Annotated in this window: 9 protein-coding genes and 1 pseudogene; 1 reads left to right on the plus strand and 9 read right to left on the minus strand. The window is 60.9% G+C overall.

Annotation, left to right across the window (positions count from 1 at the left end):
- Positions 1-23: 23 nt before the first annotated feature.
- The 8 genes and pseudogenes from AMB_RS16520 to AMB_RS23525 all read right to left on the minus strand — a co-directional run bounded on the left by AMB_RS16520 (position 24) and on the right by AMB_RS23525 (position 15,916).
- Positions 24-2,129, minus strand: coding sequence for a site-2 protease family protein (locus AMB_RS16520; protein ID WP_011385634.1), 2,106 nt, complete (start codon positions 2,127-2,129; stop codon positions 24-26).
- Between the two features lie 2 nt (positions 2,130-2,131).
- A complete protein-coding gene (locus tag AMB_RS16525; protein ID WP_011385635.1) occupies positions 2,132-3,442 on the minus strand; it encodes an efflux RND transporter periplasmic adaptor subunit in 1,311 nt (436 codons plus the stop codon).
- Positions 3,439-4,194 carry an efflux RND transporter periplasmic adaptor subunit gene (locus AMB_RS16530; RefSeq protein WP_197531963.1) on the minus strand — a complete coding sequence of 252 codons (756 nt, stop codon included), beginning with the start codon at positions 4,192-4,194 and terminating at the stop codon, positions 3,439-3,441. Before AMB_RS16530 ends, AMB_RS16525 begins: the two co-directional genes overlap by 4 nt.
- Positions 4,191-9,215 (minus strand): putative Ig domain-containing protein, encoded by a 5,025-nt coding sequence (locus AMB_RS23520; protein ID WP_407636044.1) that lies wholly within the window; start codon positions 9,213-9,215, stop codon positions 4,191-4,193. The genes AMB_RS16530 and AMB_RS23520 overlap by 4 nt, the downstream gene beginning before the upstream one ends.
- A 537-nt stretch (positions 9,216-9,752) precedes the next feature.
- Positions 9,753-10,388: pseudogene (locus AMB_RS27005) on the minus strand (DUF4347 domain-containing protein); the annotation flags it as partial.
- Positions 10,385-10,576, minus strand: coding sequence for a hypothetical protein (locus AMB_RS25370; RefSeq protein WP_148207451.1), 192 nt, complete (start codon positions 10,574-10,576; stop codon positions 10,385-10,387). The pseudogene AMB_RS27005 and the gene AMB_RS25370, both read right to left, overlap by 4 nt.
- Positions 10,577-10,685: 109 nt before the next feature.
- Entirely contained in the window at positions 10,686-12,479 is a 1,794-nt protein-coding gene (locus tag AMB_RS16540; RefSeq protein ID WP_011385638.1) for a TolC family protein, read from the minus strand.
- Positions 12,480-12,496: 17 nt separating this feature from the next.
- Positions 12,497-15,916 (minus strand): ELWxxDGT repeat protein, encoded by a 3,420-nt coding sequence (locus AMB_RS23525; RefSeq protein ID WP_011385639.1) that lies wholly within the window; start codon positions 15,914-15,916, stop codon positions 12,497-12,499.
- Between the two features lie 273 nt (positions 15,917-16,189).
- Here AMB_RS23525 and AMB_RS16550 point away from each other — a divergent pair, with 273 nt between their 5' ends.
- A complete protein-coding gene (locus tag AMB_RS16550) occupies positions 16,190-17,200 on the plus strand; it encodes a helix-turn-helix domain-containing protein (RefSeq protein ID WP_043744886.1) in 1,011 nt (336 codons plus the stop codon).
- Between the two features lie 609 nt (positions 17,201-17,809).
- Here AMB_RS16550 and AMB_RS16555 read toward each other — a convergent pair.
- Positions 17,810-19,513 (minus strand): tyrosine-type recombinase/integrase, encoded by a 1,704-nt coding sequence (locus AMB_RS16555; protein WP_011385641.1) that lies wholly within the window; start codon positions 19,511-19,513, stop codon positions 17,810-17,812.
- Between the last annotated feature and the right edge of the window lie 105 nt (positions 19,514-19,618).

Raw genomic sequence — 19,618 nt, forward strand, 5'->3', positions numbered from 1 at the left:
GATCTCCTTCACTGGGTTGATGATTATGCGCCCCACTCCCGGACCAGCACCACCAGGGCCGAGCGGGCGGCGCGGCCAATCAGGCTTTGGCCCTGGCCGCTGATCTGGACATGGCCGATCAGCTTGAGGTTGGGGGCCGTGCCATCCAGACGGATGGTAACGCGGAAGAAGCTTCCCTGGGGCACCAGAATCTGGCCCGATACCCGCACGGGGATGTCGCCGCCATGGAGCGAGGCCAGGGCCGGATCGGTCAGCACCTTGATCGGATTACGGTCGATGGCCAGCACCGTGCCGGTCATACCGACATGGTCGAGGCCGTTGGGGATGAAACGGGCGGTGTCGCCCGGCTTGATCCTCTCCAGGTCATCCTCGGCCACATAGGCGGTGGCGATGGTCGAACCATCAACACGGATCAGACCCAATTGCTGCTTGGGCGACAGCCAAGCGCCGGGCTTCAGATCCGGCAGTGGATCAAGGAAGATCCCGGCATGGGGCGAGGTAATGGTCAGACGTTCGGCCTCGGCATCCAGGGCCGCCTTCTCAGACCCAAGCCGCGATAGTTCCTCGGTCAGGGCCGACAGGCGTTCCCGCCCGAAGGGATCGAGCTTGACCGCCTCCAACTCGGCTGATTTTCCCGCCAGCTTGGCGGCGGTGATGGCACGCCTTGAATCGATATCGGGGGCGGTGAAGGCCAGCAACTTTGTTCCCGCCGCCACATGCTGGCCGCGCTCGACCAGCACCGCTTCCAACCGGGCCGGAGCGGGCAGGAATAGCGGCGCCATAATCTCGGCGGCGACCGAGGCCGGAGCCTCAATCCGGGTCCGCCACGGGATGACCGCGACCACCAAGGCGAGGCCGATTCCCAGCAATGGTCGCTTCCAGCGGGAGTTCTTGAAAATACCGTCGCGGCGCTTGGCCCATTCCTTGACCTCGTTCCAGATGGGCAGGAACACGAACCAGCCGATCTCGACGGCAAACAGGAGAACGCCCACCGCCTTGATGAAGAAGTGATAGACCAGGGCGGCAATGCCGAGGAACAACACCAGCCGGTAAATCCAAACGGCAAAAGCAAAGACGACCATGGCCCGCTGGCGGCCTGGGTTCATGGCTTCCGGCGGTGGCTCGCCCAGATCGAACAACACTTCCCGTAGCCACCACTTGGCCATGGCGAAGGAACGCGGATGCAGGTTGGGCAATTCCAGGGCGTCCATGGCAAGGAAATAGCCATCGAATCGCATGAATGGGCTGAGATTGATGGCCAGCGACGACACCCAGGTGAAGGCGGCCAGCACAAACACCGCTTGTCGCATGCCACCGTCGGGCAGGAATGCCCAGAGCAGCGTGGCCCAGGCCGCCACCGAGAGTTCGGCCAGGATGCCAGCGGAGCCGACCAGCAGGCGCTGACGCCGCGACGCCAAGGTCCAGGTCTCGTTGACGTCGGTGTAGAGCACCGGCCACATCACCAGGAAGGCGATTCCCATGGTGGGAACCCGACAGCCGTAGCGCTTGGCGGTGAGGCCGTGGGCCAGTTCGTGGATCACCTTCACAAATGACAAGGCGATGCCGTAGCTGACCATGCCGGAAAGCGAGAGGGTATCGACCAGGGTGGCGGTGAAGACCTCCCATTGCCGCACCACCAGCATCAACCCGAGCAACAAAGCCCCGGCACTGGTCCAACGAAACCACTGGCTGCCCAGCCAGCACATCAGCGGCAGCATGGCCCCCAGAAACCGGTCGGGCCGCACCAGCGGAATGCGGAAGAACAGGTAATGGTGCAGCAGCCAGTTGAAGACGGAATGCTTTTCCGTCGCCGCCTGCTCGGCCAGCCGCAGTGTGTCGGCATGGCTGTTGGCCAGGGTCAGTTGGTTGCCGTGGAGGAACTTGGCGACATCCACCACCTCCTCATCACTCATGTCGATGGTGGTTTCAGAACGCACCGCCTTAGCGACGTCACCGGCGGTGCCACCCCAGCGGCTCAGCGCCTCGAAGGCGGCCCAGCCGATGCGGAAATAGCGGTTTCGCACCGGATCGCGGATGGTCCAGGTGGGCGAGCCGTCGAGGCTGGCCGGCCCCGGATGCAGCGATAGCTCATCGCGCAAACCCGGCAATGGCAGGGCGGCTGCGTCCATGGCTACAGACCCACAAAGTTACGCACGACCGCCAGCGGGCGCCGCGCCAGCCAGTAGATCAACGCCACCCGATGGCCGTCGAGTCGGGCGGTGCCTTTCAATCCCAACCGGGGACCGCTGTCGCCTTTGGCCAATTCCGCCCGCACCCGATGACCCAGGGTGCCGTCGGGCTGGGGGATAGCTTCATAGGTGACATAAAGCAGCCGGGCCGATACCGGCGACAGCGGATCGGCATTGAGAAACAGGCTGACCGGGTCACCCTTCTCCAATGCGATGACATCGGCAGGGGCCAACCAAGCCTCCACCTCCACGTCATGGGGCGATGCCACCGCCAGCACCTTCTCGCCCACGTTGACCGGGCGGCCCTGCCATTCGGCGGGATCATCCAGCACGGCGACACCGGCGCGCGGCGCCTTGACCTGGGAGCGGGCCATCAAGTCTTCCAACTGCGCCGCCTCGGCGCTCCGCTCCTCGATGCGGGCACGGATGATGGCAAGCTGCCCCTTGGCCTTGGAATCGAAGAATGCCTGCTGGGTGGCCTGATCCAGTTCAGCCTGAGCGGTGGACAGAGCTTTCTTTGCCACCTCCAGCTTACCGGTGAGCGTGGTGCGATCCAGTTCGAACAGGATGTCGCCCTCACCTACGGGCTGGTTGGGCCGCACATGCACCTTCTCGATGACGCCGTCCATGGGCGAACGGATCACCGCCGGATTGTGGGCCACCACCTCGGCCGGGGCCAGCACCGAAAGGCGCACCGGAAACAGCAGTGCCAGCACGATTCCCGCCGCCAGCTTCAGCCGGTAGCGAGGAATGGATGTGACTTTTCGCTTCCATTCCGTCACCGGCGAGGGCCGGTGCAGCACGGCCCAAGCATGGCCGTAGAAATCCGAAGCACGGGTGAGCAGGGCAATGTCCTGCTCGCCCCAATCCTCGTCACGGGCGAGCAGCAGGGTTCCGAGTCGCAGGCCGTCGCGGTCCTTCAACGGCAGTAGTAGGGCATGGCGAGGCAGCCACTCCGACCATTCTGCCCCATCGGCGCCATCAAGATCGGCGGGGCGGACTTGGCGCACATCATCGGATGCCAGACGCTTGAACACCCGCTCCAACCACAGGGTAAACGGTGCCCCGGCCTCGATCCCGGCGACTCCCGATACCGCCTTCAGACCTTCACCGTCGATGAACAGCGCCGCTTGGCGATAGAAAGCCAGTGCCCGGCTGTCATTGACCATGACAAAGCCAAGTTCGGTGGAATTGGCCGCCTTCCTCGCGTGCTCCTCCAGCCCCAGCAGGTTGATGAGCGGGTTGTCGCTCATGGCGCTGGCATTTGGACCCGGCCTGTCATACCGGCGATCAGTTCGGGATAGTCGCCCTTGACCTCGGCCACCACCTTGACCGAATGGCTGACCGCATCGACCTTGGCGCCGACGCGAGCGATCTTGGCGGGGTAGACCTTCTTGACCTCGTCCACCGCCACCTGGACCACCAGACCGGGTTTGAGGTTGCGAACCCAGCCGGACGGCACGATGAACTCGGCCTCCAGGGTCGAATCGTCGAGGATGTCGAGGATCGGTTGCCCGGCCTGGACATATTGATGGGCTCTCGCCTTCTGCTCGACCACCCGGCCGGAGAACGGGGCGGCAATGCCGCATTTGCTGGTGACGGCACGGGCCGAGTTGAGCTTGGCCTGGGCCACGGCGGCGTCGGACGCCGACTTCTCGGCCTCCAGCGTTCCGGCCGAGTTAAGCTCCAGCAGGCGCTTATGCACCGATTTGGACTTTTCCGCCGCGCCAAGCACCGCCTGGGCCTCGTCCAACTGCGCCCTTTGAATGACGCAGTCGAAACCCACCAGGGTCTGGCCCTCCTTGAAGCGGTCACCTTCCTTCACCGTGATGCGGTCGATTTTGCCCGGCAATTCGGCAGATAGGGTCGTGAACTGCACCGCCACCAGTTGGACCGGGATCACCGGTTCCTGAGCTTGTGCTCCGAAGGACAGCAGGCACAGAACCGGGACCGTCCACCCCAGACGGATCGAGAAAATATACGTGGCGATGACGTTGCGCATCATCCCCACCGCGCCAGACGGGCCATGGCCGCATGGCGACCGGCCTGCTTGAGTTGCTGGGTGAAGGCCAGCTTGCCAGTATGATGAAGATCGCCAGTTCGGAGCGGCTTGCCGTCACGCGATGGGGCAAGGTCACCGTTCCGTTGTCCTTGCGGAGCAGGATTGTCACGATCCTGAGCCGAGGGCTTGGCGGGTGCCTGGCCTTCTGTGACGGCGCCGCCACCTACCTGGATGCGGAAGGTGGTGGCGACTTCGTGCCCGCCGTTGTCGCGGGCAACCACGACCACCGCCAAGGATCCCTTAAAGCCCTCGGGAGCCTCACCGACGAAGACACCTCGCGTCGCATCGAAGCTCATCCAAGGCGGCAAGGGGCGACCATCGCTCATCTTGGCGGCAAGTTGGATGCCAGCCTCTGCGCTGGTATGACCGAAAGCATCCACGGGCACGGCGAAATTGATGACCTTGGAATCCATGACCACGGCAGGAATGCCCTTGGCGACAAACAACGCGCCGTCACTGACGGAGTTGACCGGTGGCGCCGACACCACCACCTGGAACCCACCACCACTGGTCACGGAAGCGATCCGGGAGGTAAAGGCATTGCTGCCAAGACCGGAGCTTCCCTGGGTGAAAGCGCCATTATCCGAGACCGCCGCCCGGATCGACGTAATCAATGCCGGTCCCTCGGACGGGGGAGGTGGTGGCGGCTTGGGAGCCTCGACGACCGGCGGTGGCGGCGGCGGCGGCGGAGGTGGTGGTGGCGGAGACGGATTGTTGTAACTGAGGTTGATCACGCTGGACACCGCAGCCCCCGACGAATCGGTCGCTGTCACCGTCACAGCCAGGGATCCATTGGTTCCCTGGGGCGGTGTGCCGCTGAAGGTCTGGGTGGTCGGGTCGAACTTCAGCCAGGACGGCAAGGGCGTATTGTTTGGCCCCTTGGCGGTATAGGTCAGCGGATCACTGTCAGGGTCCGAGAATGTGCCAGAGGGGATCTTGTAGGAACCGCCGCTCCCCAGCGAGCCTCCACCCGGTGTCCCAGAGGTCGGTGTGTCGTTGGCGCCCGAGATCAACTGACGGAAGGTGGTGGATTTGCTGCCACCGTTGCCGTCAGACGCGGTGATCTTCAGGTCGATATAGGACAGGCTGCTGGGCGGATTGCCGCTGAAGGTGCGACTCGAAGCATTAAATGACAGCCAACTGGGCAGGGCCGTACCGTCCGCCTTGGTGGCGCTGTAGGTCAGGGTGTCGCCGTCGGCGTCGTTGAAGACGTTGCTGTTGAACTGGAAGCTCTTTGCCCCGGAACCACTCCAGCTTTGCTCGGCGATGGCATTGGCCACCGTGGGGGTGTCGTTGGCGTTGGTCACCGTCAGGTTGAAGGTGGAACTGATCGACCCCTGCTGGTTATCGGTGGCCGTCACCTTCAAAGCATAGGTCTGACCGTTGGCCGAGGCCGGTGGATTGCCCGAGAAGGTCCAGGTGCTGGTGTTGAACGTCATCCAGGACGGCAGGGCCGCGCCGCTGGACAGGGTGGCGCTGGCACTCAGTTGGTCGCCGTCACCATCGGCGAAGGTGTTGCCCGGCACCTGGTAGGTCCAGCTTCCCGCCCCGTCGAAGGTCTGGGCCGGAATGGCATTGGCCACCGTGGGGATGTCGTTGGTGGTGCTTTGGTCGATGGACAGCAGGAAGCTGGTCGAGGCAGATCCGCCATTGCCATCGGACACGGCCACCTTCAGGGACAGGTTGGGCGCCCCCCAAGGCGGGTTGCCCGAGAAGGTGCGGGTGTTGGCGTCGAAGGATAGCCAGCTTGGCAGGGACGAGCCGTCTGTTTGGGTCGCGCTCCAGGTCAGCGTATCGCTATCGGCGTCGGTGAAGGTGTTGCTGGGCACCTGGAAGCTCCAGGCGCCTGGGCCACTCATGTATTGCGGGCCGACCGGATTGGCCAGGACCGGCACGTCGTTGACGTCCGAGACCCTAAGCGTGAATGTGCTCGACACCGCCGCCGCCGACGGGTCGGTGCCGGTCACCTTGAGGACCAGACTGGAGACGCTGGACGGCGGATTGCCCGAGAAGGTGCGGGTGCTGGCGTTGAAGGACAGCCAGGAGGGCAAGGCAGAGCCGTCGCCCTGGGTGGCGCTCCAGGTGATGGCATCGCCGTCGGCATCGGTGAAGGTGTTGACCGGAACCTGATAGCTCCAACTGCCGGAGCCGCTCATGCTCTGGTCGGAAATGCCATTCGCCAGGAACGGCGTGTCATTGGCGCTGGCGATGGTCAGGTTGAAGGCAGTCGAGATGCTGCCACCTTCATTATCGTTGGCACTGACCGTGATGGCATAGGTCTGGCCATCGGCCGAAGCCGGTGGATTGCCGGTAAATGCCCAGGTCTGCGGGTTGAAACTCAGCCAGGACGGCAAAGCCCCGCCTCCGGTCAGGGTCGCGGAAAGGCTGAGCGTGTCACCATCGGCGTCCGTGAAAACGTTGCTTGGCACCTGGAAGGTCTTGGAGCCCGCCCCGGTCCAAGTCTGGTTGCTGATGGTGTTGGCCACCACTGGAGCGTCGTTGCTGGTGTTCTGGTCGATGTTGAGACGGAAGGTGGACGAGGCGGAGCCGCCATTGCCATCCGACACACTGATCTTAACGTCCACCTGCGGTAGGTTATTGGGGGCGTTGCCCGACAGCACCAAGGTGCCAGCGTTGAACGACAGCCAGGCTGGTAGTGCCGAGCCATCAGCCTTGGTGGCGCTCCAGGTCAATGTGTCATTGTCGGCATCGGAAAAGGTTCCCGACGGCACCGTGTAGCTCCACACTCCCGGCCCCGAAATGGTCTGGGGCGACAACGGTGTCACCAGCACGGGCGCATCATTGGCGGTAGCCAGTGTCAGCACGAAGGTATCCGAAACCGTGCCGCCATTGCCGTCATTGGCGGTCACCGTGATGTTGAATGGCCCCACCCCGGCGGGCGGGTTGCCAGAGAACGTGCGGCTGGCGGTATCAAAGCTCAGCCAACTGGGCAGTGCCCCGCCGCCCTGCAAAGTCGCAGAATAGGTCAGCGCATCGCCGTCCGGATCAACCGAGAAGGTGGCTGCAGGCACCTGATAGCTCTTGGCGCCCGATCCCGTCCAGGTCTGGTCTGGAATGGCGTTGGCCACTGTGGCGGTATCGTTGGCGTTGGTGATGGTCAGCGTGAAGTCGGCGGTTCCAGTGCCGCCCTTGCCGTCGCTGGCCGTCACCCGGATGGCCAAGCTGGAAACCCCCGCCGGTGGATTACCCGAAAAAGTCCTGGTCGAGGAGTTCAAGGAAAGCCAGGACGGCAGTGTCGCGCCGCTTTGCAGCTTGGCCGAATAGCTGAGCGTGTCGTTATCCGCGTCGGTGAAGGCGTTGAACGTATAGGTCTTGGCCCCTGAACCGCTCCAGGTGGTACCGGCGATGGCGCCTGTGGGGTTACGGTTGACGGTGATGGCGAAGGTGGTGAGCGCCGTCGAGCCCGAAACCCCATCGGCGACCGTGAAGGTGAAATTGTCCGAGGTGCCGCCGCCACCGCCATGGGTATAGGTGATCAGGCCGGTATTGACGTCGGTCTGGGTGAAGGTGGACCCGGCGCTCAATGCAACGTTGTTGCGGTAAAGAGTCCCGGCGGCCGGAGCCGTGCCGACGGTATAGGTCAGGCTGCCCGCCGCCTGCTCGCCGTCATAGGCCACCAACCGGGTGGCATTGATGGTAACCGACTGGCTCTGGGTGACGGTGGCACCCTCATTGATGCTGACGGTGGGCGGGTCGTTGACATTGCTCACCGTAATGGTGAATGCCTTGTCATAGGTCAGGCCGCCCTGATCGGTGGAGCGGACGGTCACCGAATGACTGGTCGCCGTCTCGTAGTCCAGATTGGCCCCGGCCTTCACCTGCAACTGGCTGCCCGAGATCTGGAACTTGGATGTGGCCCCTCCCACCAGCGAATAGGTTAAGGTGTTGCCGCTGTCCGGGTCGGTGGTCGTGAGATTACCCACCACCGTACCGGCGCCGCTGTTTTCCGGAACCGTCGCCGCCGACAGGGCGATATTGGTGGGCGTCTCGTTGACATTGGTCACCGTGACAGTGAACGCCTTTTCGTAGAACGCTCCTTGCGCATCTGTAGTGCGCACCGTCACCGAATGGCTGGTCGCCGTCTCGTAGTCCAGGTTGGCCCCGGACTTCACCTGCAACTGACTGCCGGAAATCTGGAACTTGTCGGTGGCGCCGCCCACCAGGGAGTAGGTGAAGCTGTCCCCGCTATCGGCATCGGTGGACGACAGAGTGCCGACCGCCGTTCCCGCCGTGCTGTTCTCCGCCACGCTGGACGCGGACAGCGAGATATTGGTGGGCGTGTCGTTGATGGAGGTGGAGATAACCGAGGTGGCGTAGTCCGTAACCGTCGAGGCCACGCCATCACTGACGGAGATGGTCATGGAGGTGGTCTCGGTGGACCCTACCGCGACCCGGTTGGCGGTGGGCGTGAATACCAGCCCCCGGATGGCCGTGGTGGCCGCAGTAGCCGTACCGCTGAAGGTGTAGTTCCCTGCGCCCTGGTTGGTGAAGCCGGAAAGCGTGCTGAAATAGCCCTTGAGAGAATTGCCCAGTGCGATGGTTACCGTCTGGGTCTGCGCAGTGGTTCCATCCGACGTACCGTTGTCGGCAATGGTCACATTGGTGAACGGCGAGACGGTGGCATTGTCGTTGACCGTCTGCCCGGCACTGGCGCCGGTGATGGAAGGCGCGTCGTTGACGGTGATATTGAAGGTCTTGGTCGCCGTCGCCGTGCCGTCGCTCACCTGAATACTGAAGGTGTCCGTGCCGGTGTAGCCTGCGGTCGGCGTATAGGTGACGGTACCGGCGGGCGTGATATTGGCGCTGCCCGACGATCCGGTGAGTCCTGAAATGCTCAACGTTCCATGGCTGGGGCCGCTGCTCTGGGTCAAGGTCTCCGTCTGGCCGGAATCCGTATCACTGATGTGGAGGTAGGATTTCAGGTCGGTGGCGGACGCACCCACGGCCACGGTGACCGACTGGGAAGAACCGCCGACAAACGAGGGTGTAGTGTTGGGGTTTACGGACAGCGACGCACTTGGCGCAAAGTTCGCAGTATTTGATTGCGTATCCCTAACTTCGATATACCACATGCTCAAAGTGCCGGAATACGTGGGAACAAAGTTCTGCCCATCAGAAACCTTGTATAACGTGACCCCACCGCCAATGTAATCCGTTGTTCTCTGATTGCTACTCCCATCAAGTTGGGGAGCTGTGACATTGATAAATCCCTGACTTCCTTTTAAGCTTATTGTGTTGCCAACTTGCGGCCCAGCAGTATATGTATAATTTGCATAATAATTCATATCATAGTTGTAGTTTGCCGTAAATCCAACGTAAGTAGTATACCAATTAAAATTATTACCTACACTTAAGGTTCCATTGGAGTTATACGAAAGCGCCACCGAATCTGAAGTGCGAACCCAGCTATATAGGTATAGATTAGCGTCATAGCTGACAAGAAGTGCGAAACTGAACGGGCCATCACTATTCAACGCTCCGGTGACGGTCTCAAGATTCCAATTCCCGTCTTTACCGGTTACGTCGGTGGATGCCGCCACATCTGCACCGGTGGCGGCTGCCAGATCATTGACAAACTGCTTTCCATCGTCACCCTTGGCCACGTCACAGCCATAGAGCAGGATATCGCCGTCCGGGGTCAGACTGGCACCGATCTCAGCCAGTTTCTCCCTCGCCTGGGCATCTTGCAACGTAGCCAAGGAAAGAGAGGTCAGGCCGATCTTCTGCACGCCATCGGCGCCGTGGCCGAGAATAGCGATGCTGTCATAGCCAGAATGGGTCTCCGCCCACTTGACCATCTGGAGCAAGCCGTCCTTAGAACCGTCGATCTCTACGACGCCGACACCGTCCTTCACCGCCGCTTCCAGGGTCTTGTAGTCGGCAACCGAGGTATCGACGAACACCACTTCCTTGCGGCCATTGTTCCGGCTGGGGTCAGCGGATTTCACTTCCACTGGAGTGGGCGTATCGGGTGCCGCTACCTTGGCAAGGGCGTCGGGGGCGTCGGGGGCGGCATGGACGGTATCCACCGCAGCCGCTCCATCGAACATCCAGCGCGGTTCCAAGGCCATAAGGCCCAGGTTCATTTTCTTTCGGCTGCGCTTGATGGCGTTCATGATTGCTCGGTCCTAGCTTTTCCAACGGATTCCGACGGGTTGGAATGCGGCAACTTCCTGGTCAAAATCGCGATGTCCTTCAAGGAAAGCTGCCCATCCGACCTCGTGGGACGATCAGGATCTAAACGGCGAAGCGTCATCCGGCGGATGGCATTCCTGGCTGCACGGGCGAGGATTTCACCGATCATCGTCGCCTCCCCGATCAGGAATGAAGGGAGGGGCGGAGGCGAGCCAGTGACCAAAGTCTTGGATGAAGTCCATTCCGCCCCTCCCTTTTGGCGCGATAACTGGGGCCGCCTACCAGTTGATGGGGCGCCCCAACCAGTCGATAGGGCGATCTGGCGGATTGGCCTGAGCGACCTGGGAGGCAGCGGGATCAACGGTCACGGAAACCGGCACCGTCACGGGCGGAGGTGCTTGGACAGTCGGAGCTGTGGCCTCCTTGGTCGGGGCGGAGAGTTCCTGGACCTTGTCGGCAATGGTGCGGCCCAACCAGCCCAGAGCATCGGCAACCACGTCGCGCTGTTCAGGTTCGGTCGAAACATCAGGCTTCACGGCTTCGATGACGGCGGGAGCGGCCTGCGGCACGGCATCGACCTTCACCACCGGCGGCATGGCCAGGACGATGGCTCCCGACAAGCCTTCCAGCGAGTGCGACGCCACCCGCTCCGGCACCGGATCGGCGCCGATGGTGGCTTGCAGCTTGCCATAGGCCGACTGCATCTGGGCATAGGTCTGGAAACGGCGTAGTTCGGCGGCGATGGCCGAGGTCTCGGTGCTGATCCTCTCGATCTCGTTCTGGGTGCCGCCGCGCTGCTGGTTGCCCGAGGCTTCGGCCAGACGGGTCTCGATGCCCCACAGCTTGTCGGCTCGCTCGAACTGCTTGGTGGCGCTGGCGAACTGATGCGAGATCACATGGACCTGGGCCAAGACCGCCATGCGCAACGCGATGCGCTTGGCGTCGGCAACCTTCTCGGCACTGTCGGCATGGGCCAGCCGATCCGGGGCCGATAGCAGGTTGATCAGGTTCCAGGTGACCTTGGTGCCCACATCGTTCCAGCGGTTCTCCATCAGGAACGAGTTGGAATCGTACTGGCGCGAGAAGGACAGCGTCACGCCCGGCAGCAGCTTCAGGATTTCCTTGTGGGTATCGTCAATGGCGATGCGGCTCTGATAATCCTGTTCCCGTAGATCGGGGTTGTTGATCAGCGCCGCCTCTTCCATCTGCTCGATGGGCATGTCCCAGGCGGGGATGGTCATGCCGCCCTTTTCAGGCACGTCCAGCTTGAAGTCGCTGCCTGGCGCCACGTTGATCAGCGCCGCAAGCTCGGCCTTGGCGGTGGTCAGCTCCTGGTCGATGGCCTCCAACTGGCGGATGCTTTCCAGCAGGGTCTTTTGGATACGAAGCGTCTCGGTGGGGTTCTTCAGCTTTTCGGCCTCGACCCGCTCGGAATCCTTCAACGCCTTTTCGGCATTGGCGATCACCTCGGTGACCTTGCCCTTCAGGGTCTGGGCGGCGGCGGCCCGCCAGAAGGTGAAGCGGACCTCCTGGACCAGATTGTTGACGGTCTTGCGCCGCTTTTCCTGGGCGATGAGCGCCCGGTCGGCATTCTGGTGGGCGGTGAAGTAGCTGACGCCGAAATCCAGGATGTTCCAGGTCAGACCCAGATCATTGGTGATGGAAAAACGGTCCGCCGAATAGCTGGGGTTCGAGGTGCTGGTGGTCTGGGTATACAGATCCCGCGACCTTGTGGCGTTGGGGGCCGAGCGCTCGGTATAGCCCGCATTTGCCGCCAGCTTGGGCAGAAGGTCGAAGCGGTCGAGACTGGTCTGGCCCAGCGCCAGGGCTTCGTCCATCATCTTGGACCGCTTATCCAGATTGTACTTCAGCACGCGGGCCACCGCGTCCGCCAGGGTCAACGGCTTGGCCATCACCTCTTGGCCCTCGAACATGGCGGCGCGGTCGGCCTTGGCCTTGGCCGAGAACTCGTCGGCGGTGAACGGCGTCGGTGTCACCGCGCAGGCCGACAGCAGGGCGGCGGTGGACACGGCGGCCATCAGGCGGGCCAAGCGAGACAGATTGGCGGTCATGTGATTATCCCCTGGTCTTAGGAAAAGCGGATGGCGGCGTTACGCGCGGCCATCTTGAGTTGTTGGGTGAAGGCGATCTTGCCCGTCGGCTTGTCGCGGAGGTGATGGCCCAGCTTGATCACGTTGCTGTCCTGGACGGCCCCGGTCTTCTCGGGTAGGCCGTTGATGCGGACCGTAATGGTGGCTTCCTGGCCCTTGTCGTCGCGGGCGACGATGCGGACCACCATGGTCCCCTTGAAGTCGGCGGGAGGCTGCCCCGCCAAGGTGCCGGAGCGCGAGTCGAAGTTAAGCCACGACGGCAGGGGTTGCCCCGTCACGCGAGCCGCGCTCAGTGTCACCACCGCATCGGAACGACTGTGGACAAAGGCATCCAGCGGAATGGTGACCCTCATGGGGCCATCGGTAAGCGGAGGCACCTGAACCTCGGGACGCAGTGCGAGCAGCCCTTCGACTGGCGGCCCACCTTGGGTGGCGGTCACCACGGGAACGCGGAATCCGCCATCCGATGCGGTCGGCGTGAATTGCGGCGTCATCACCACCGGGATCACCGGCGGCGCCACCACCACGGGAGCAAGCGGAACCGCGACCTTGGGGGCTTCGCCCACCGGCGTTTTCGGGGCGTCACTGGTCGGTCCTGCCGACGGCCCCTTGGGGGCGTCGGAAACAGGCGGCGCGGCCGGTGGTGACGGAGGCTGTATCGGCGCGAAGACGGGTGTCGGCGTGGTATCACGGACAATGGTCTTTGGCGGCTCAGCGATGGGCTGAGGCTGAACCGGCGGAGCCACCACCACCGGCGGCGCGGGCGGCGCGGACGGCGGTGGGGGAGGTGGTGGCGGGGCCGGATCGGCAGGCTTGGCCGCAATCGTGATATTGAACACCCGGGTTGCTGTCACGGTACCGTCGCTGACCTGAACGGTGAAGGTGTCGGTGCCCGAATAGCCCGTGGTCGGGGTATAGGTGATAGTGCCGCCCGGCGTCACGTCCGTGGAGCCCGATGTGGCCGTGGCACTGGAAAACGACAGGGAGCCGTGACTGGGCGCCACACTCTGGCTCCAGGTCTCGGTCTGGCTGGAATCCGAATCGCTGATGTGCAGTTCAGGCTTCAGATCGATGGCGGCGCTGTTGTAACTGACCGACAGGGTCTTGGCGGTGGCAGTAACGAAGGTGGGCGAGACATTGGACGCCACCGTGACGTTGAACACTCGCGTCGCGGTGCCACCATTGCCGTCGCTGACCTGAACCGTGAAGGTGTCTGACCCAGAATAGCCGGTGGTCGGCGTATAGGTAATGGTGCCGCCCGGTGTCACATCCGTGCTGCCGGATGTAGCCGTGGCGCTGGAAAACGACAGGGTTCCATGGCTGGGCGCCACCGACTGGCTCCAGGTTTCGGTCTGGCTGGAATCCGAATCGCTGACGTGCAGGTAGGATTTCAGATCAACGGCCGCACCGTTGAAGGCGACCGACAGGGATTGTGCCGTGCCAGTGACGAAGGACGGCGTGGTGTTCGGCTGGGCGCTGCGGGCGGAGAAGTAGAGTTTGTTGTTGTAGACAGTGATGCTGGCGATGTTGCTGCCCGACGAGCCGGAATTGATGTCCTTGACCAGAGCTGTTCCGCCGCTGGTGCCGTCGCTTTTCCACAATTCGGCGCCGTTGCTGTCGTTGAGCTGGAAGGGGGTGAAGTAGAAATTCCCCCCCATCTTGGTGAGGTAGACCGGCATGGCGCTGCTACTGCCAGAATTGATATCCTTGATCAGACCGAGGGACGTTCTGTCCCAGCTCAGCAATTCGTTGCCGTTGGTCCCATCATTGCCGCCGAGATACATAGTGGCAGTCGAGGACTCGAACCCGTAAACGCTGGAAATACCGTTAACCTTGGCGGTTCCGGCGGCAGTGCCGTCGGTGCTGTACAGATCCCCCGATTGGGTAGTGAAGTAGACCTTGCCGTCACCGGCGGTCCATTGGAAGAAGCCGCCGGAAGCACTCGAATTGCCCGACGCGGGATATCCGGCAGTGGTGCCTCCGGCAACAATGTCTTTCAGCAGGATGGTTCCCGCCGTAGTGCCGTCCGAAACCCAGGGCTCGGCCCCGTAGGTGGAGGTATAGGGTGAGAAATAGAGTTTGTCGCCCACCGTGCTAAACGAAAAAGTTGCATATGAAGTGTTGCTCCAGACCATGCTGGCGGAGCCGAAATCCTTGACCGCCACGGTACCGCCCGTGGTGCCGTCACTTTTCCACAATTGGTCATAGTGCCCCAAATTGGTGTCATTGGCGGCCAGGAACAGCTTGTCACTGGCGGCGATGACCTTGGATACCCAGACGGTATGAACCCGGGATACGGTGGTTCCATCGTATGACCACAGTTGGCTTCCGGCAGCGCTGGAATTGCCGACGAAGTAGAGAGTGTTGTTGAGCGCCGCTATCGTCTGCGAGGCCCCCGTGCTGACGCCGCCACTGCTACCACTCCACAGATCGGTGACCATCTGGGTGTTGGCCGTGGTGCCGTCCGTCCGCCACAACTCGGCCCCATTGGTGCCGTTGTTGGCCGCGAAGTAGAGCCAGCCGTTGCACACCACGAACTGATTGTAGCTGCTGTTGAAGGCATCGCTGCTGCCGGGCCGGATGTCCTTGACCAGTTGCGTTCCCGCCTCGGTGCCATCGGTGACCCAAAGCTCGCGGCCGTTGGTCGAGTCGGTGGCGGTGAAGAAGAGTTTGCCGTTGAAGACGATCAGATCCTTCGGATTACTGCTGCTCCCCGGATTGATCTCCTTCAGGATGGATGTCCCACCCGAGGTGCCATCCGACACCCAGATGTTGGTGGTCACGGCCAGGGCGGCGGCATAGTCAGGGACATCAATGGCGGAGGAAGTGATGGTTCCTGTGCTGCGCTCCAGGCGCCAGTCGCCATTGCGACCGGTCGTATTGTCCGATGCGGCCACATCGGCACCCGTAGCCTCCGCCAGGGTCTCGATGAAGTGCTGGCCGTCTTCTCCCTTGGCAACATCGCAACCATACAGCATCAGGTCACCGCCAGCCTTCAAGGCATGGCCGATCTGGGCCAACTCGGCCTGGGTGACAGCGCCGGAAAGGTTGGAAGCGTCCAGGGTGTCGCTGCCGAGTGTCAGCACGCCTTGCGAGCCATGGGACAGGATGGAAATGCTGTCATAGCCCGATTGGGTCTCTGCCCACTTGGCAATCTGGGCCAGACCACTCTGAACCCCACTGATTTCCTGGATTTCAATGCCGTCACCGACCGCCGCTTCCAGGGTCTTGTAATCGGCAACCGAGGTATCGACGAACACCACTTGCTTCTTGCCGCCATCCTGGGACTGATCGGCGGCCCGCACCTGCACTGGGGCGGGAGAATCGGGGATTAGCGCCTTGGCCGCCGAATCAGGTGGGGCATGAGCGGCATCCATCGCCGCAGCACCATCAAACATCCATCGCGGCTCAAGAGCAATCAACCCGAGATTGGGGCGCCTTGAATTGTTATTATGCAAATCCATTGCCGCAGCTCCTAAATACCCGATACAGGCATTTTCCGCTGCCGACTTTATCAGTCTGGCTCCTGCACCTCATTTGTCATGCAATACCCGGTCGAGACGACTTCGTACCAAGTCCGGCAATTTGGTCCGCCCACGTGTCTTCATCTATGGACAGCCCGTGCAGCGCCACGTATTCGTTCAAAAAGACTATTACATCGGGAGGGGGAGATGCGGCCTGCGTATGAGACGCTGAAGTTCGATTGGCTCTGCACGCCGACCGCCGAAGACGCGGTGGTCTTACGCCCCTGGGACGGGGATCTGGCGATCCACTACTATCCCGTTCCCGAGGAAATCGGGCAGGCGCACATCACCAGGCTGGAACTGGCCATGGGGATGACGATTTTTAGGGCCGAGCACCAGTTTTCCCAGGAGGGCTTCGGAAAGCTGGTCGAAATCGCAAAGGTTGAGGGGACTTTTCCGTCCACCTCATTCATGGTTCAGATCGCGCGGGGTAGCCGGGTCATCCACTACGAATCCATTCCGGCTGTGAATGTCATTTTCAGCCCAGGCCAGGATCTGTTCCGTTTGGCCGACCGCCTGAAGGTGACGCCCGTGGTCGATGCATCGGCAAACGGCGCCATGACTGCGTTGACCATCGGATTGCAAACCCTGGAGCATTTGATCGGGAGGGCAAGTGCCCACCGCACCCTGGAAGTTCTCGGATTGCTACCGGCGCCCCGTGTGTTGATCAAGGCTATCCCGACTTCCATATCTGATATCCTGCACACGGCCATTCCGACCGGGCTAACCGGCGCCCTTCAGAGGCTGACGGCGCAGGCGAGGGCGTTGCAGTATCTGACGGCGCTGATCGTTCACTTGGGCACGGACATCGAAGAACAGCCTTCCCTCTCGGCCTCGCAACGCCGTGCACGGGAATTGCACGCCGTTCTTCAGAAGACGGAAGGAAAGATCCCAACGCTGAACGAGCTAGGGCAACAATTCAACAAATCAGCACGGACGCTGAGCAACGACTTCCAGATGGAATATGGCCAGTCGATCGCGGCTTTCATTTCAGACATTCGGCTGCAGGAAGCCCATGCAGCCATCACCAAGAGCAATGTGCCTTTGAAAGCCATTGCCGAGCGTCTGGGGTATGTCCACACCAACCACTTCGTCCGCGCATTCTCCAAGAAATTTGGTTATCCACCGGGGGCACTTCGGAAGAGAAGCTCGGCATAACCTAACAACCCACAATTCTGTTTTCTGGGTCTTGCTTCAATCTGCGACTACCTGACGGGTAGCTGCCCAGTCGGGAGTTCATCGTCTGGGAGCGTCCATTTTCACCAGCGATGCCGATCGTGTCCCAGGGAGCATGATCTTTTAAGCGCACCTAACTCCTGGAGGGGGGCGCCCCGTGTTGATACTCCCCATCGCCTCATACCAATTTATCGCGGTTAGTTATCCATGACGGTCGCGCTGGCGCTGCTGGCGAAACCCGGAGCCCTCTACGCACGCCCCAATCCGATCGTAGCGCTTACCCAAACGGTTGGCCACTTCATATCGGCTGATTTATGTGATGCGACGTCACAGATATGTCTAACTTAAATGCTCGTTAAAGTATTATCGACAATGGGCTTTCAGCGTGCCATTCTGACCATGCTATCGCTATTTGACATCGTAAATCTCTTGGAACTGGCCGTGGTTTTGGCTGCGGCCAGTTCCAAATCGTTTTCCTCAGAATTGAGGATCCCAGGGACAGGGTTTGGCACCAATGCTATTCAAGGTTGTCATCTCTGTGGCTGTTCATGACCGCAAAAATGCTGATGCCCGGCCCTTGAACCGACGACCCTAAAGAACGGCGCTGGACTCGACCTCAAGAACTTCGATCACCAGAACCAAAAAATCGTTTGCTTCCACAGAATTAAAGCCGTGCTCCCCCACAAAGTTGTGGATTTCGCCCAGCTTTTGATCGATTGGGAGATTGACGAACCTATCGCCATAGACATCCCGCATGATCCGCAAGAACTCCCTCACGTCGCCGCCCCATTCTTTCCTGCGTCGATCCAGGTCAAATGCAGGCTCAATCGCCTTCGCTGTATTGAAAATGGTCGGCCCTTCTTCAGTGGGGTCGACATCGGCCTTCCCGAGCAGATACTCCAAGCTATGGGGTAGCACGACAACGGTGTTCGGCGGTCGAGGCTCCTGATGTTCCATCTCGTTCAGCACGTGGCTGTAATGCCGATCGATCATCTCGATGGATGTTCCTGTCCAACGCGAGACAAAGCCCAAATCTTGGCGTTCATACAGCCTGTCCGTGATAAAGGTGTGTCGAAACGATCCCAATGCATAATGGCTTTTGTAACGCACCCCCCTGGAAAACTTGGCGGCATCCAGCAGTTCAATAAATGGCTTCGCTGTGTTGCGATTCATTGTTCCATCTTTGTCATGGAACACAAAATCGTCCTCGGTCACCTCATATTTATCAAAGTGGGCGTAAGCCTTCTTGAGGTTGTCCACGATTGACTTGAATCCTGACTGTGGCGTCACCGTCCGCAGGTGTTTTCTGACATCAGCCTTTTTCAAATGCTCGGGCCGCAGCCGGACGAGGTATGAGATTTCCCCCGCCTTATCTACCCCAGAAATGAGATCGCGAAATCTAAGGCGCGACGCCTCAACGGTGCGCAAGCCTGATAAGTATAACACCATCATGCGGTAGTGGTTAATTACCATGGCACGGCGCTGGATGGCGTGAAGGTGTTTACGACATCGCGATGCTGATACCTTTTGCAGGCGCTCGATTTCGTCGGGAGAAAAGGCCAAGCGGACACTGCCAGTGCCGGAAAGTCGCTTAAAACGAGGAATGGCCTCCGCACGCAAATATCCCCTGGACGCCGAGAACTCCATGAACTGGTAGAACTGTTGGCGCTCCTTCCTGATCGTGGCGGGGCTTGGGGTGACCGGGGTGAAGGGGCGAACCAGTTCCTTGCCATTACGTTCATATTTAATGAACGTCTTACCTTTGTAGGCGATGGCATAGCTCTCGCGCCATTCATGATATCGCACGAGATCAGCGGCGGTGATGGTGTCGATCAACTTGTCGTCGAAGAATGGAACGAAATACCGTTCCAAGGTGGTGCTGACGCGGGCACGGACGTATGGTTTGACGAAGCCAAGATTGACCCGCTCATCGAGCCATCGCAGATATTCCGACACCAACCCGTTGAAGCTCTTGGGGTGAAGGCTCTCGCCTCGTTCCGCCCGATAATTCAGGGCCGCGTAAAGCTGCCGGGCCTTGTCTTTAGCCCTTTCAAGGTCGCTTTCGCCGGTGGTGCGTTCCAGCCGATTGCCATCATTGTTGATGGCGAACATCCCTGGAGCGGGAGCCATGGTGACGCGGGCGGTCCAAATGGATCGACCTTGTTTCCGGCGCAGAATTACTGGGATATCTATAAACCGGAACTCGTTGAGCGATTCCGTTGCCAGATCTGAAACCCCTGCCTTACGGCCCTTGGAGTGGTTGCCTTTGCGGGTCAATGGTTTGGCTGCGTTCATAAGCGTCCCCGGATCGTCCCCAAAACCTGCCACCAAGCTATGGTAGAAAGTATGGCATAGGTCTGTCAATTCCAGGAACGATGAAAGTCGCAGTTTTCCTATATT

The sequence above is a fragment of the Paramagnetospirillum magneticum AMB-1 genome, from assembly GCF_000009985.1.
In the GTDB taxonomy this organism is placed as follows: Bacteria; Pseudomonadota; Alphaproteobacteria; order Rhodospirillales; family Magnetospirillaceae; genus Phaeospirillum; species Phaeospirillum magneticum.

Excerpts from the sequence above, each read along its gene's own strand:
- AMB_RS16520 (WP_011385634.1), bottom strand. The coding sequence starts at position 2,129 with ATGGACGCAGCCGCCCTGCCATTGCCGGGTTTGCGCGATGAGCTATCG.
- AMB_RS16525 (WP_011385635.1), bottom strand. The coding sequence starts at position 3,442 with ATGAGCGACAACCCGCTCATCAACCTGCTGGGGCTGGAGGAGCACGCG.
- AMB_RS16530 (WP_197531963.1), bottom strand. The coding sequence starts at position 4,194 with ATGATGCGCAACGTCATCGCCACGTATATTTTCTCGATCCGTCTGGGG.
- AMB_RS25370 (WP_148207451.1), bottom strand. The coding sequence starts at position 10,576 with ATGATCGGTGAAATCCTCGCCCGTGCAGCCAGGAATGCCATCCGCCGG.
- AMB_RS16540 (WP_011385638.1), bottom strand. The coding sequence starts at position 12,479 with ATGACCGCCAATCTGTCTCGCTTGGCCCGCCTGATGGCCGCCGTGTCC.
- AMB_RS23525 (WP_011385639.1), bottom strand. The coding sequence starts at position 15,916 with ATGTTTGATGGTGCTGCGGCGATGGATGCCGCTCATGCCCCACCTGAT.
- AMB_RS16550 (WP_043744886.1), top strand. The coding sequence starts at position 16,190 with ATGCGGCCTGCGTATGAGACGCTGAAGTTCGATTGGCTCTGCACGCCG.
- AMB_RS16555 (WP_011385641.1), bottom strand. The coding sequence starts at position 19,513 with ATGAACGCAGCCAAACCATTGACCCGCAAAGGCAACCACTCCAAGGGC.